This is a genomic window from Novosphingobium terrae (assembly GCF_017163935.1).
Classification (GTDB): Bacteria; Pseudomonadota; Alphaproteobacteria; order Sphingomonadales; family Sphingomonadaceae; genus Novosphingobium; species Novosphingobium terrae.
Map to the genome: position 1 here is coordinate 1,857,819 of NZ_JABVZR010000002.1, position 12,958 is coordinate 1,870,776.

At 63.6% G+C, this 12,958-nt stretch carries 11 protein-coding genes; 6 read left to right on the plus strand and 5 right to left on the minus strand.

Annotation, left to right across the window (positions count from 1 at the left end):
- Positions 1–57 precede the first annotated feature (57 nt).
- Positions 58–1,128 carry an aromatic ring-hydroxylating dioxygenase subunit alpha gene (locus HGK27_RS26135; RefSeq protein ID WP_206243744.1) on the minus strand — a complete coding sequence of 357 codons (1,071 nt, stop codon included), beginning with the start codon at positions 1,126–1,128 and terminating at the stop codon, positions 58–60.
- Between the two features lie 66 nt (positions 1,129–1,194).
- On the opposite strand from HGK27_RS26135, the gene HGK27_RS26140 reads away from it, so the two are divergent.
- The 4 genes from HGK27_RS26140 (at position 1,195) to HGK27_RS26155 (ending at position 6,105) form a co-directional block, all read left to right on the plus strand.
- Positions 1,195–1,380, plus strand: a complete 186-nt coding sequence (locus tag HGK27_RS26140) for a hypothetical protein (RefSeq protein WP_206243745.1) — start codon at positions 1,195–1,197, stop codon at positions 1,378–1,380.
- A 17-nt stretch (positions 1,381–1,397) separates the two neighbouring features.
- A complete protein-coding gene (locus HGK27_RS26145; protein ID WP_206243746.1) occupies positions 1,398–3,704 on the plus strand; it encodes a TonB-dependent receptor in 2,307 nt (768 codons plus the stop codon).
- 86 nt (positions 3,705–3,790) lie between these two features.
- Positions 3,791–5,116, plus strand: coding sequence for an aminomethyltransferase family protein (locus tag HGK27_RS26150; RefSeq protein WP_206243747.1), 1,326 nt, complete (start codon positions 3,791–3,793; stop codon positions 5,114–5,116).
- Positions 5,113–6,105 (plus strand): MBL fold metallo-hydrolase, encoded by a 993-nt coding sequence (locus HGK27_RS26155; protein ID WP_206243748.1) that lies wholly within the window; start codon positions 5,113–5,115, stop codon positions 6,103–6,105. The genes HGK27_RS26150 and HGK27_RS26155 overlap by 4 nt, the downstream gene beginning before the upstream one ends.
- Here the strand turns inward: HGK27_RS26155 and HGK27_RS26160 are convergent.
- Genes HGK27_RS26160 through HGK27_RS26170 form a run of 3 tightly spaced genes read right to left on the minus strand, consistent with a single transcriptional unit; the run spans position 6,102 to position 8,716 of the window.
- Complete coding sequence (locus HGK27_RS26160) at positions 6,102–6,968, minus strand: bifunctional 5,10-methylenetetrahydrofolate dehydrogenase/5,10-methenyltetrahydrofolate cyclohydrolase (RefSeq protein WP_206243749.1); 867 nt, start codon at positions 6,966–6,968, stop codon at positions 6,102–6,104. The genes HGK27_RS26155 and HGK27_RS26160 overlap by 4 nt on opposite strands.
- A gap of 3 nt (positions 6,969–6,971) precedes the next feature.
- Positions 6,972–7,823 carry a formyltetrahydrofolate deformylase gene (gene purU, locus HGK27_RS26165; RefSeq protein WP_206243750.1) on the minus strand — a complete coding sequence of 284 codons (852 nt, stop codon included), beginning with the start codon at positions 7,821–7,823 and terminating at the stop codon, positions 6,972–6,974.
- Between the two features lie 38 nt (positions 7,824–7,861).
- A complete protein-coding gene (locus HGK27_RS26170) occupies positions 7,862–8,716 on the minus strand; it encodes a methylenetetrahydrofolate reductase (protein ID WP_206243751.1) in 855 nt (284 codons plus the stop codon).
- 286 nt (positions 8,717–9,002) lie between these two features.
- Between HGK27_RS26170 and HGK27_RS26175 the strand changes: the two genes are divergently transcribed.
- The gene (locus tag HGK27_RS26175) at positions 9,003–10,328 is read left to right on the plus strand and encodes an aminomethyltransferase family protein (RefSeq protein WP_206243752.1); all 1,326 of its coding nucleotides are present in this window, start codon (positions 9,003–9,005) and stop codon (positions 10,326–10,328) included.
- A gap of 61 nt (positions 10,329–10,389) precedes the next feature.
- Here the strand turns inward: HGK27_RS26175 and HGK27_RS26180 are convergent, their stop codons facing one another.
- On the minus strand, positions 10,390–11,307 hold the full coding sequence (locus HGK27_RS26180) for a LysR family transcriptional regulator (RefSeq protein ID WP_206243753.1): 918 nt from the start codon (positions 11,305–11,307) through the stop codon (positions 10,390–10,392).
- A 253-nt stretch (positions 11,308–11,560) separates the two neighbouring features.
- Here HGK27_RS26180 and HGK27_RS26185 point away from each other — a divergent pair, with 253 nt between their 5' ends.
- Entirely contained in the window at positions 11,561–12,757 is a 1,197-nt protein-coding gene (locus HGK27_RS26185) for an MFS transporter (protein ID WP_206243754.1), read from the plus strand.
- The last annotated feature ends 201 nt before the right edge of the window (positions 12,758–12,958 follow it).

Genomic DNA, 12,958 nt, shown 5'->3' on the forward strand with positions numbered 1-12,958 from the left:
AAGAAAGCCCCGCAGTCATTGGACTGCGGGGTTTTTGTCGGGGTCGATCTGGCGTGGTCAGGCCGATAGGGCCTGTGGCTCGCCCTGTTCTGCGGCGATCATCCGGTCGATCATGCGGATCGCCATGATCGGTGCGCGGTCGATGGCGATGGCGGTGCGCTGACGCAGGCCGGTTTCCTCTTGCTCGCGCTGGATGGCGGCGACCATCTCATTGTCCTCAGTGAAGGTCTTTTCCAGATTGCTGCGCAGCATGGTTTCCAGCATCGGATTGCCAAGGCCGAAGCTGCGCAGATGCAGCCAGAAGAAATGGGTCGAGCGCTCGGTTTCGGGGGTGAGGAATTTGTAGCTGAAGGTGCGGATGCCGCCCCGCATCAGATTGTCCTCGTTGCGCTCCATCCCCGCCGGGATCACCGCAATATCCACGAAGGAGGTGGCAGGCAGTTCGAAGTTGAAGGCGATGCGGCGATCGACGCGGCCCTCGCCGAAATCATGGCTCTTCTGGTCGAGCGGGGTGGGCGGCACATTGTCGATCCAGCGAAAGGCGGAAAGGCCGCGTTCGTTTTGCGCCACCTGCACCGGCACGTCTTTTGCCGCCTTGTTGCCGATGGTTTCCTTGTGCAGGAAGGTGGTGTGGGCCGGGTCCATCAGATTTTCGATCTCGATGCGGTAATTGCCGGCGTGATGCTGATAGCCCCCATCGAGCAGCGCCCAGCCTTCCTCGCCATAGCCCATCACTTGCGGGAAACGGCTGTGATCAGGCTCACCCTGACCGGTCCAGACCCAGACAAGCCCGTATTTTTCGATGGCGGGATAGGCCCGGGTGCGCGCGGTGGGCGGGATCACATCCTGACCCGGAATGGCGATGCACTGGCCCTTGGCATCGAAGACCATGCCGTGATAGCCGCAGCGCAGGCCCCCATCGGCGCATTCGCCCATGGACAGCGGGGCGAGGCGGTGCGGGCAGCGGTCCTCCAGCGCGCCCACCGTGCCGTCCGGCATGCGGAAGATCACGATGCGCTCATTGAGGATGCGGCGGGCGAAGGGCTTCTCGCCGATCTCGGCTGACCAGGCGGCGGCATACCAGTGATTGCGTACAAAGCCCTGCGTAAAATCGGCTTTCATGGACATAATGCATCATCCTCTCGCGGCGGGGCGGTTTGCGACAGGGTTTAGGCCCGGCCTGGGATGGGCGGAATGCTGCAATTCCGCGATGGTTTGTTGCGATTTATGCTGCAAGTGAAAGCGCGGCAGATTGTGGCGGGATTGGCGATAGTGTGGTGCCTATTTCCCATATCGCACGGCGCCGGGCGCTGGCTTACCACCATCCTTGCAAAGGGAATCACACTGGCGGGCCTGCACAATCCCGATCCGGATAAGTGATCCGAAAGGGAGATCTGATGGCGACTTCTCGTGCCGATCTGCGCGGCCATTGCGGCGTGCTTGCTCTGTCCATGGCTTTTGGATGCCTTGTCATTCCCGGGGCGGCGATGGCCCAAACGACGCCTTCTTCCGCTGCGCCGCCCGCGACCAGTGGCGCGCCCATCACGCAAGGGCTGGCGGACATCATCGTTACTGCGCAAAAGCGTTCGGAAACCGCGCAGAATGTGCCGGTTGCCATCACCTCGCTCAGCATGGGGCGGCTTTCCACCGCCGGTATCACCGATACGACCGAACTGGCGCAGCTGACGCCTTCGCTCAGTTTCAACACCAATCTGGGCGGTTTTGGCCAGCCACGCATTCGCGGCATCGGCACCACCGCCACCGGCCCGGGCATCGAGAACCCTGTCGCGACCTATGTCGACGGGGTCTATATCGGCTCCTCCACCGGCGCGATCTTTGCGCTGGCCGATGTGCAGCAGGTCGATGTCCTGAAGGGCCCGCAGGGCACGCTGTTCGGACGCAATGCCACGGGCGGCGTGATCCAGGTCACCACGCTCAAACCCACCGAGGAGCTGCATGCCAATGCGCAGCTGACCTATGGCAATTACAACACATATGGCGGTTCGGCATATCTGAGCGGCGGCCTGACCAAGGGGGTGACCGCCAGCCTGGCGGGCGTCTTCAATGAGCAGGACAAGGGCTACGGCAAGAACCTCTACACCGGCCATGATGTGCAGAAAGGCTGGGATTACGGGCTGCGCGGCAAATTGCGCTGGGCCTCCGAGGATGAGAGCACCGTGGTCACGCTGGCGGGCGACTATGCCCAGTCCAGCCGCAGCGATCCGGCGATCCGCACCTATCAGGGCCTGACCATCGCGGGCACGCCCACGCCGGGCGGTCGCTATGACATCAACCTCGACGTCGATCCCATCGTTAAGACGAAACAGGGCGGCGGCATGGTGAACATCACGCATGATTTCGCCGCTGTGCAGCTGGTCAGCATCAGCGCCTATCGCGCCGCGCAGCTCTTCACCCGCATCGATGCCGATCAGACCCCGGCCAATCTGCTGACCTTCAGCGAGATCCAGAAGGACAAGCAGTTCACGCAGGAATTGCAGCTGCTTTCCACCAACAAAGGCCCGTTCAAATGGGTGTTGGGCGGCTTCTACATGTGGTCGCAGGGCAAATATGACCCCATCGATACGCAGGGCATGCTGGCCTGCGGTTATGCCTGCGCCAATGAAGACATCTCGCAGCTGGTGCGCCAGACGCTGAACTCTTTTGCGGGCTTCGCGCAGGGCACCTATACGCTGGGCGAGCGGACCAATCTAACCGCAGGCATCCGCTACACCTCCGACAAGCGCGACATGGCCGAAAGCCAGACCATCACCACCACGCCCTTCTTTGGCGCGGCCACCGTGGTGCCGGTGACGGCCCCGGCCGTCAGCAAGACCTTTCCCAAGCTGACCTGGCGCCTGTCTATCGATCATCGTTTCTCGCGCGAAGTCATGGTCTATGCCTCCTACAATCGCGGTTTCAAGAGCGGATCGTTCCAGCCCGACAGCTTCCCGCCCCAGATCCTGCAACCCGAAACCGTCGATGCTTTCGAGGCGGGGGTGAAGACCGATCTGTTCGATCGCCGGGTGCGCCTGAACCTTTCAGGCTTCTACTATGATTACAGCAACCTTCAGGCGAACCAGATCATTCAGGGGCAATTGTATGTCTACAATGCGCCGGGTTCGATTAACTATGGTCTGGACGCCGATCTGCAGATCAAGGTGAACGATCATCTGACGCTGAACGGCGGGGCCAGCTGGCTGCATGCCCGCTACAAGGACGGCTTCCTCACGCCCTTCTGGTCGGTGCCGATCCCCAATGCCTACAGCAATGCCAACGCCTTCTTCCATGCGGTGGGCGGCAATTCGGTGATCCAGTGCGTGGCGGGCACCAATTACGCCGGGACGGTCTTCGCGCCCTGCGATGCCTCGGGCCGCCATGTGCAGAATGCGCCCGATGTGACGCTGAACGGCGGTTTCGACTATGTCGTCCCGGTGGCGGGCGGCAAGCTGGATCTGTCGAGCAATGTCTATTTCAACGGCGGTTCCTATGCCGATCCGCAGAACCGGCTACATCAGGCGCGCTATGCGCTGCTCGATGCCTCGCTGACGTGGAAGCCAGCCAATGAAGCCTTCTTCATCCGCGGCTGGGGCAAGAACCTGACCAACACCTATTACACCCAGCAGCAGAACGCTTTGGATGTCGGCGACAATGAGGTCGCCGCGCCGCCCCGGACTTATGGCCTGACCATCGGCTTCAAATATTGATTCTCCCGGATCGAGCCGAATTCTGGGGCCAGCGCCATCCGTCTTCCTCACTTGGCGGATGGCGTCTTTTTCTCACGACAGGATGAATGATGGCTTTCCCCTCGCCCTTTACGCTGCCGGCCGCCATTCCCTTCTATCCGCAATATGGGCTGTTCAGCCTCAGCGGCGGCTTTGTGAGGCAATGGGAATATAATGGCTGGAAGGCCGAGAGTTTGTCCTGGAAGCAGGGCTGCTATATCCATGCGGGCCTTTCGGGCATGGGGCAGATCACCTGGCGCGGCCCCGATGCCGAGGCTTTTCTGGCCCAGACCTTCATCAACGGCTTTGCCAAATTCCGTGAGGGCACCGCCAAGCATGGCATTGCCTGCACGGAACAGGGCCTGATTGCCGGCCATGGCGTGCTTCAGAAACTGGGTGCGGAAGAGTTCAAGCTCTATGTCGCGGGCCCGTGGTTTCCCTATGCTTTCAGTCGATTCTCGGGCGATGTCGAGCAGGTGGTGAGCGATGATTTTCTCTTCCAGATCGCCGGGCCCACCGCTCTGGCCACGCTGGAGGCGGCGACGGGCGAAAGCCTGCGCGATGTAGGTTTCCTGCGCTATCGCCAGACCAGCGTGAAGGGCCATAAGGTGCAGATCATGCGTGTGGGCATGGCGGGCACGCTGGCTTTCGAACTGCACGGGCCGATGGCACAGGCCCCCGAGATCTATGACGCCATCGTGCAGGCAGGAGAGCCCCATGGGCTGGAGCGGCTGGGCTGGCAAACCTTTCAGGTCAACCATGTCGAGGGCGGTTTCCCGCAGCAGTTCTGGACCTTTTCCTCGGCGATGCATCAGGACGAGGGCTGGCGCGCCTTTATGGCCAAACTGCCCTATCGCTTCCCCGATCCGACCATGGCGGGCAGCATCGATCCCGCCGATGTTCGCGCCCGCTGCCGCACCCCCATCGAGGTGGGCTGGGAAAAATCGATCCGCCTCGATCATGATTTCACCGGCCGCGCGGCGCTGGAAGCGGAACTGGCCAACCCGCGACGCACCGTCGTCACGCTGGAATGGGACGAGCGCGATGTGATCGATATCTACGCCTCGCTCTTCCGCGAGGAGCCGGAGTATAAATATCTCGAAATCCCCGTCTCTCCCGCCAATCGCGGCCTGTGCGGTCATGCCGATCATGTGCTGGCGGGGGACGTGTCGGTGGGCGTCTCCTCGGGCACGGTCTACAGCTATCATTTCCGCAAGGTGCTCAGCCATGCGACCATCGATCTTGCGCAGGCACAGATCGGAACTGCGGTGACGGTGCTGTGGGGCGACCATGGCGGGCGTATCAAGGCGGTGCGGGCGCGCGTCGCCCGCTTCCCCTATCTGCAGGAGGGCCGCAATCAGGCGGTCGACCTGTCCGCCGGAGTTACCGCATGATCCTTGCCCGCCGCCATCTGCTGCGCCTTGCTGGCGTTGCCGCCGTGACCCTGCCCATGCGCGGCTGGGCGCAGGGCAAGCCTGCCGCCAAGGGCGCGCGCATCACGCTGCTGGGCACGGCGGGCGGCCCGCCGCCGCATTTCGACCGCAGCCAGCCCGCCAGCCTGATCGAGGTCGATGGTCGCCGTTTCCTGATCGATGCGGGCGAGAATGTCGGCCAGCAGTTGATGCGCGCGGGCACGCCGCCCTCGCAGGTCGACCTCACCTTGCTGACTCATCTGCATTGGGACCATACGCTGGGGCTCGACTATCTGCTGGCCAGCGGCTGGATGATGGGGCGGAGCAAGCCCATGCCGATCTGGGGGCCGCCGGGCACGCGCAAGCTGGTCGATGCCACGCTGGCGGCGGTGGACATCGGCGAGGACATTTTCCGCTCGCAGGCGCCGGGGCGCCCGCCGCTCGCCAGCCTCTATCCGGTGCGTGAGGTGGATGTCTCCACGCCGCAGGTGCTGATGGATGATAAGGACGTGCGGATCAGCGCCGTGGCCAACACCCATTTTGCCCAGATCCACGCCGCGCCGCATGACTATGGCGCCGACAAATCCTATGCCTATCGCTTCGATACGCCCTATGGCAGCGCGGTCTTCACCGGAGACACCGGCCCTTCCGCGCCCCTGACGCAGTTCTGCCATGGCGCCGATGTGCTGGTGTCCGAAATCGTCGATCTGCCCAGCATCCGCGCCGGGCTGGTGGCGGTGGGGACGCAAGGCGCCGCACTGGATACGCTGATGGCGCATATGGAGTTCCAGCATCTCACCCCGGAAAAGCTGGGCGCGATGGCGCAGGAGGCGGGGGTGAAGACTTTGGTCCTCACCCATTTCGTGGCCGGTCGAAACTTCGATCCGCAGGCGCTGGTGGCCGCGCTGGGCCGCGTCTTCAAGGGGCGGATCGTGGCGGGCAAGGATCTGGATGTGATCCCGTTGGGCTAAGGCGCCTGCGCCGCGCTGGCTGCTGCCACCGTGTTGCGCAGCAGGCAGGTGATGGTCATCGGCCCCACGCCGCCAGGCACCGGGGTCAGCACGGCGGCGTGATCGCATTCATGCGCCGCCACATCGCCGGTGATGCCCTTCGAGCCGTCCGGATGCACAATCCGGTTGATCCCCACATCCACCACCACCGCGCCGGGCTTCACCCAATCGCCGCGCACCAGATGGGGGCTGCCGGCCGCCACGACCAGAATATCGGCGCTGCGGGCGATCTCGGGCAGGCCGCGCGTGTGGATATGGGTGACGGTGACTGTGCATTCGCGCTCCAGCAGCAGCAGGGCAGCGGGCTTGCCGACGATGTTCGACTTGCCGATCACCACGGCCTTCAGCCCGGTGAAATCCGCGATCACCTCCTCCAGCAGCAGCATGCAGCCCAGCGGTGTGCAGGGCACCAGCCCGCCGCCGCTGCCGGTGGACAGCCGCCCGACATTGACCGGATGAAACCCGTCGACATCCTTGTGCGGGGCAATGGCGCCCAGCACGCGGTCGCCTGAAATTTGCGGCGGCAGAGGCAATTGCACCAGAATGCCATGGACGGCTGGATCGGCGTTGAGCCTGTCGATCAGAGCCAGCAGCACTTCCTCGCTGGCGGAAGCCTCCAGCCGATGTTCGATCGAGCGGATGCCCACCGCCTGCGCGGCCTTGTGCTTGCGGCGGACATAGATGTGGCTGGCCGGATCGTCACCCACCAGCACCACCGCCAGCGTGGGGGTAGGGCCTCCTGCCGCTGCGATGGCGGCGATGTGGGCGCGCAGATCATCGTCCAGCCGGCGGGTGAGTGCGTCGCCTCTCAGGATGCGGGCCATGGGTCAGTTCCCGAAGACGATGGTCTTGCCGCCATTGAGAAACACCCGCCGGTTGAGGTGCCAGCCCACCGCGCGGCCCAGCACGCGGCTCTCGATCTCGCGGCCCTTGCGGACCAGATCCTCGGGCGTGTCCTCATGGCTGACGGCTTCGGCGGCCTGATGGATGATCGGGCCTTCGTCGAGGTCGGCGGTGACGTAATGGGCGGTGGCGCCGATCATCTTCACGCCGCGCGCATGGGCCTGATGATAGGGTTTGGCGCCCTTGAAGCTTGGCAGAAAGCTGTGATGGATGTTGATGCAGCGGCCCGAGAGAAAGCCCGCCAGATCGTCGGACAGGATCTGCATATAGCGCGCAAGGATCACCAATTCGGCGCCGGTCTCATCCACCAACGCCTTGATTTGCGCCTCCTGCTGGGGCTTGGTGTCTTTGGTGATCGGCAGATGATGGAAAGGAATATCGCCGATGGTGCTGACTGTCATGGCGCTGGCCGGATGGTTGGAGGCGATGGCGACGATCTCCATCGGCAGCTCGCCCATGCGGGTCTTGTAGAGCAGATAGCCAAGGCAATGGTCGAAGCCCGAGACGAGGATTAGGGTCTTGATCTTCTCTCCGGTGGGCACCAGCTGCCAGTCCATGGCGAAATCGGCGGCCAGTTGGGCCATCGTGCTGCGCAGGCCTTGTGGATCGTCCGCCATCTCGAACATCAGGCGCAGGAAGAAGCGGCCGGTCTCGCGGTCGTCGAACTGGCGCGATTCCAGAATGTTGCCGCCATGGGTGAAAATCGCGCCCGCCACGCCATGCACGATGCCGGGCCGGTCGGGACAGCTGACGACCAGGGTAAAGGACTGGGCCAAAGGGTCTCTCCAGATGGTATGATTTTTTTGGAAGGGGATCAGGCGGTGATGGCGGCGGCGCTGGTGGCCCTGGCCATCCAGTCGCCGAATTTGTAGAAGCCGCCGAAGGGGAAGACATGCAGCCGGACGGTTCCGGCTTCCATGGTGTTAAGGCCCTCGATCAACTCGCTGAGGAACTGGTCCGGCCCGGCATTGCCGATCAGCCGCCCGAGCGACAGGCGGTATTTCGCCAATGCGCTGGCCGAGGCGCTGACCCCGCAGCGCCGCGCAAAGCCCAGCAGCGTGCGCACCCCCGCTGGTCCCGGAATGCCGATCCGCACCGGCACATCGACCCCGCGGCGGCGCACCTCCTGAAGCCAGCCCAGCACGCGCGTGGCATCGAAGGAGAATTGCGTGACGATTTGCGTTTCAAGGCCCCGTGCCCGCAGGGCGACGATCTTGGCCAGCATCGCCTCCCAGAGGATGGGCTCGGCAACATCGGGATGATCGTCGGGATGGCCGGCGATGCCGACATGGGTGAAGCCATGGCGTTCCAGCAGCCCGGTCTCGATCACCGCAAGGCTGTGTTCGAAGGGGCCGGAGGGCTGTGCCAGATCGCCCGCGATCAGGAACAGCGAGGTGACCTGCGCCTCGGCCCGCAAGGCGCCCAGCAGCCGGTCAAGCTGATCGGCGCTGGCGATGCGGCGGGCCGAGAGATGCGGCACAGGTTCCAGCCCTTGCGCACGGATGGCGCGGCAGGCGGCGATGCGCGCTTCATCGGCTTCGTCCGGCAGCCAGGGCACGAAAACCTGCGCCGGGCGCGGCAAGCCAAGCGGCAGGGTGTTGACGGTGGCGGCGTCCTTGGCCGTTGTTTCGAGGCTGTAATCCTCGAAGAGCGAGATAAGATCATGCATGATGGGGGTCGCTTTGTGAACAGGATGCAGCCTGCCTGCCACCGACCGGCACCGCTGAGTAGCAACCGATCCCGCAACAATGTTGTCACAGTGGGCGCGGGGCCGCACGCGGGCTGGCCGCGCGGGCGCGCAAGTCCCTGATGATCGGGCAAGGCCGCCCTTTGTCGCCAAAGTCGCGACAATGTTGCGCGAAAAGAGGGCATATATCGGCAGGGGGGCGGCTTGCTACGTCTCGGGCAGGCCGCGGCACATGCGGCTGAGCACGATTTGCGGAAAGGAATGCCCGATGAAGCCCAAGAGCCTGCAACAGGCCATGGAGGATGCCGGTTCGCCGATGGCGCTGGTCTGGAAACCCAATGCCAGGGCCTGGGAAGTGCCGGTGATCCAGCCCGAATATGTCGGCTGGCGCGAGGAGCAGCTGGCCTGGCGCGATGGCGTGGCGCTGAGCGATCTGTCGCATCATATGTGGGACCTGTGGATCGAGGGGCCCGATGCGCTGCGGCTGCTGAAAGATTACAGCGCCAACAATTACGAGAATTTCGTCGTGGGGCAGGCCAAGCAGTTCGTGCCCGTCACGGCGCGCGGCAATCTGATCACCGACGGCATTTTGATGCGCGATGCCGAGGAGCGCTTCAACCTGTCGGGCGTGCCCGCCTCGCAATCATGGATTCGCTATCAGGGTGAGACCGGCAATTACGATGTTGCGATGACGGTCGATCCCGATTCCGGGCTGCGCAAGGAAGGCTCTCCGATCGTCTTCCGCTATCAGATTCAGGGTCCGCTGGCGATGAAGCTGGCAGAAAAACTGTTCGATGGCCCGCTGCCTGCCACCAAATTCTTCTATTCTACCCCGGTGGAGCTGAATGGTGCCAAATTCCGTGCCTTTCGTCATGGCATGGCGGGCATGCCCGGTTATGAATTCATCGGCGACTGGAAGGATGCCGTGGCGGTCAAGGATGCCATTCTGAAAGCGGGTGAGGAGTTCGGCCTCGTCCATGTCGGCGGCAAGGCCTATTACACCAATGGCATCGAGAGCGGCTGGATTCCCACGCCGACGCCGGGCATCTTCACCGATGATCTGAAGCCTTATCGCGAATGGCTCAGCGTCTTTTCCTATGAGGGCCAGAAGCCGCTGCACGGCAGCTTCTATTCGGACAACATCGAGGATTACTATGTCTCGCCCTTCGAATTGGGCTATGGCAAGTCGATCAGCTTCAATCACGACTATCTTGGGCGCGAGGCTCTGGAAAAGGCCAAGGTGGATTATCCCCGCCGCAAGGTGACCTTCGTCTTCGATGAGGCCGATGTGGTCCGAGTCTTCGGCCAGCCGGACTATATGAACACCTATGGCCGCTATCGCATCGAAAAGGACGGCAGACTCGTGGGCATGGTCTTCCAGACCGGTCTGATCGGGCCGCTGAACAAGATCCTGTCGCTGGGGCTGGTGGACAAGGAATACGCCGCACCCGGCACGCAGCTCGATTTCGTCTGGGGTGAGCATCCCGGCCCCGGCCATGATGCCAACGGCGATTTCGTTTTCCAGCGGCTGAAGGTCACCGTCGCGCCATCGCCCTACAATGAGCATGCCCGCCACGACTATCGCAAGGACTGAGACCACCCTTCAGTCCTGCCGCCTGTCAGGGCGCCGCATCCTGTATGCGGCGCCCTGATTTTCAGCTGCGCAGCGAAGGGGCCGTATCCCCCACATTGTGCAGCTTGAACCAGTCCCCCAGAAAGGAGATGAAGGAGCGGATGCGCCGCGGCACATCCCCGCCGGGCGGAAAGGCGATGTAGAGCGGGCGTGCCGCAATCGGAAAATTGGGCAGCACCTGCACCAGATCGCCCTTGGCCAGCGTATCCTGCATGATGCCCTTGGGCAGCAGGGCAATGCCCAACCCCGCCACACAGGTCTCCCGCAGGGCAAAGACGCTGTTGGAGGAAAATTTCGAGGGCATCCGCAACTGCGCCCGCTCGCCATTTTCAAAGACCCATTGATGGTCGGTCGTCTTGGCAAGGCAGGAGTGATGCGCCAGATCCGCCACCGTCTCGGGCATGCCCTGCGCGGCGATATAGGCGGGCGAGGCGACCAGCAAATGGTTGATCTTGCCGATCTTCTTGGCCATGATCGAACTGTCGCGCATCACATTGGGCTGGATACAGACATCATAGCCCATGGTCAGGAACTCATGCGGATTGGCCGAGGGTTCCTCGAAATGCAGCTTCACATTGACGCCGGGATGGCGTGACAGAAACTCCCCGATCGCCAGCGACACGCCGAAACTGCCGATCCAGATCGGGCAGAGCACGGCAATATCGCCTTCCAGCTCATTCTTGATCGCGGAAATCTGCTCCTCGCCGCTGCGGATGTCACCCAGCACACGCTGGCACAACTCGCTGTAGCGCAGTCCCGCATCGGTGGGGCTGACCAGCCGCGTGGTGCGGTTGAGCAGCTTGATCCCCAGATGCGCCTCCAGATCGGCGACATGGCGCGACACCAGCGTGCGGGAAATCGACAATTCCTCCGCCGCCGTGGTGAAGTTCCCCGATTTCACGACCCTGAGAAAGGTCGCCATGGTGGTCAGTCGATCCATGTCTGTCTCCCGCTTCGGCCGCTCTGCTGATCGGGGCCGTAAGCCTTATCCTGCAATCCCTAGGCCCATCGGTGGCGCCTTGGTGATTGATTGTCAGACGGTGACCAATCGAAACGCCGCGCGCAAGCGCTGATTGTTGCGGAAACCGCGACAGTGCGGTGCCATCCCCCGCGCTTTACCCCGCGCGGCCCCTCTCCCAGACTGGCGGCACAAAAGATCAGACGGAGTTCGCTCCGGGGAGAACCAGACGACCATGACCGACCCCGCCACCGCGCCCTGGGGGCGTATCGCGCTGATCTATCTGATCGGCGTCTTCGGCATGCTGGTGGTGAGCAGCGCCGTGCCCGCGCTGGGCGGCATCGCGGCGGAGTTCCATCCACCATCGCCCGCCACCATCGGCTGGGTGATGTCGATGCCGGCGCTGGCGGCGGCGGTGTCTTCGCTCTGCGTGGGCTGGCTGGTCGACCGCTTCGGGGATCGTCCGATGATGCTGGTGGGCGGCGCTTTGGTGATCGTCGCCGATCTGGGCGTGGTGACGGCCCATACCATCGATCTTCTGCTGGCCTGGCGCGTGCTGGGCGGGCTGGGCTATGTCTGCATGGTGGTGGGCGCGGTGACGATGATCACGCGGCTGACCGAGGGACGGCAGCGCACGGCGGCTCTGGCCCTGTGGTCCACGGTGATCCCGGCCAGCTTTGTGCTGGCATCCTTCTATGGGGTGGTGGTCGGCCATCATCTTGGCTGGCGGATGGTCTTTGTCGGCCATGCGGTCGGGGCGGGCTTGCTGGTGGCGCTGGGGCAGGCCCTGTTGCCTTCGCCCGGCGAGCGCAAACCCAGCCGTCTGCAAGGGCTGGGTGCGGTGATCCGCACGCCCTGGCCCTTCGTGCTGGGCCTGTCTTTTGCGGCGGCGGCCTTCCTCCAGACAGGTTTTGTCGCCACCCTGCCGCGCCTGCTGGCCGAAAGCATCGGCGTGGGCGAGGCGCAGGTACTCTCCTTCAACATTCTGGCCATGCTGTGCAATGTGGCGGGGGCTTTCATGTTCGGCACGCTCTACAACCGCGGCGTCGCGCCGGTACGGATGGGGCTGCTGGCGGTGACGGCCTGCGCTGTGGCGGGCTCGCTGCTGGTGCTGGCGCCCACCTCGCTGCTGATGGCCATGGTGATGAATTGCATCCTGATGGCGGGGCTGGGCATTCTGGTCGGGATGTGGAGCCTCTTGCCGCTGGTCGCCCCGTCTCCGGCCTGCATGGGCGCCACCAGCGGCCTGATCACGCAAGTGACCTTGCTGGGCGTGCTGTTCGGCCCGCCAGCGGCATTTGCGGCGCATGCCGCTCTCCCTCAGGGCAGTATGATCTTTCTGGCCTTCGGGGTGGCGCTCAGCCTTGTGGCCTGGCCGATCTGGACCAGAAAGGCAGCCTCGGCTGCACGGCCTGCGGGGCTGGCACACTGAAGCGCTGCGGGGTGTAAACGGGCTGCGCAACCACCGGTTGGTTGTCACGACCGCAAAGGCAAAGTTTGGTGCGATGAGCGGCGATCGCAGTCTTCGCCCATCGCGCAAGCCGCGCCCCATGGCGCGGCGCCGGTGAACATCGGTGAGCTCCATTTGAGTCACGCTGCGGGCGCGATGCTGGCCGGAGCCGCCGCATCAGCG

Bases quoted from the DNA above. Each gene is read 5' to 3' on its own strand.
- HGK27_RS26135 (WP_206243744.1), bottom strand. From the start codon at position 1,128: ATGTCCATGAAAGCCGATTTTACGCAGGGCTTTGTACGCAATCACTGG.
- HGK27_RS26140 (WP_206243745.1), top strand. From the start codon at position 1,195: ATGCTGCAATTCCGCGATGGTTTGTTGCGATTTATGCTGCAAGTGAAA.
- HGK27_RS26145 (WP_206243746.1), top strand. From the start codon at position 1,398: ATGGCGACTTCTCGTGCCGATCTGCGCGGCCATTGCGGCGTGCTTGCT.
- HGK27_RS26150 (WP_206243747.1), top strand. From the start codon at position 3,791: ATGATGGCTTTCCCCTCGCCCTTTACGCTGCCGGCCGCCATTCCCTTC.
- HGK27_RS26155 (WP_206243748.1), top strand. From the start codon at position 5,113: ATGATCCTTGCCCGCCGCCATCTGCTGCGCCTTGCTGGCGTTGCCGCC.
- HGK27_RS26160 (WP_206243749.1), bottom strand. From the start codon at position 6,968: ATGGCCCGCATCCTGAGAGGCGACGCACTCACCCGCCGGCTGGACGAT.
- HGK27_RS26170 (WP_206243751.1), bottom strand. From the start codon at position 8,716: ATGCATGATCTTATCTCGCTCTTCGAGGATTACAGCCTCGAAACAACG.
- HGK27_RS26175 (WP_206243752.1), top strand. From the start codon at position 9,003: ATGAAGCCCAAGAGCCTGCAACAGGCCATGGAGGATGCCGGTTCGCCG.
- HGK27_RS26180 (WP_206243753.1), bottom strand. From the start codon at position 11,307: ATGGATCGACTGACCACCATGGCGACCTTTCTCAGGGTCGTGAAATCG.
- HGK27_RS26185 (WP_206243754.1), top strand. From the start codon at position 11,561: ATGACCGACCCCGCCACCGCGCCCTGGGGGCGTATCGCGCTGATCTAT.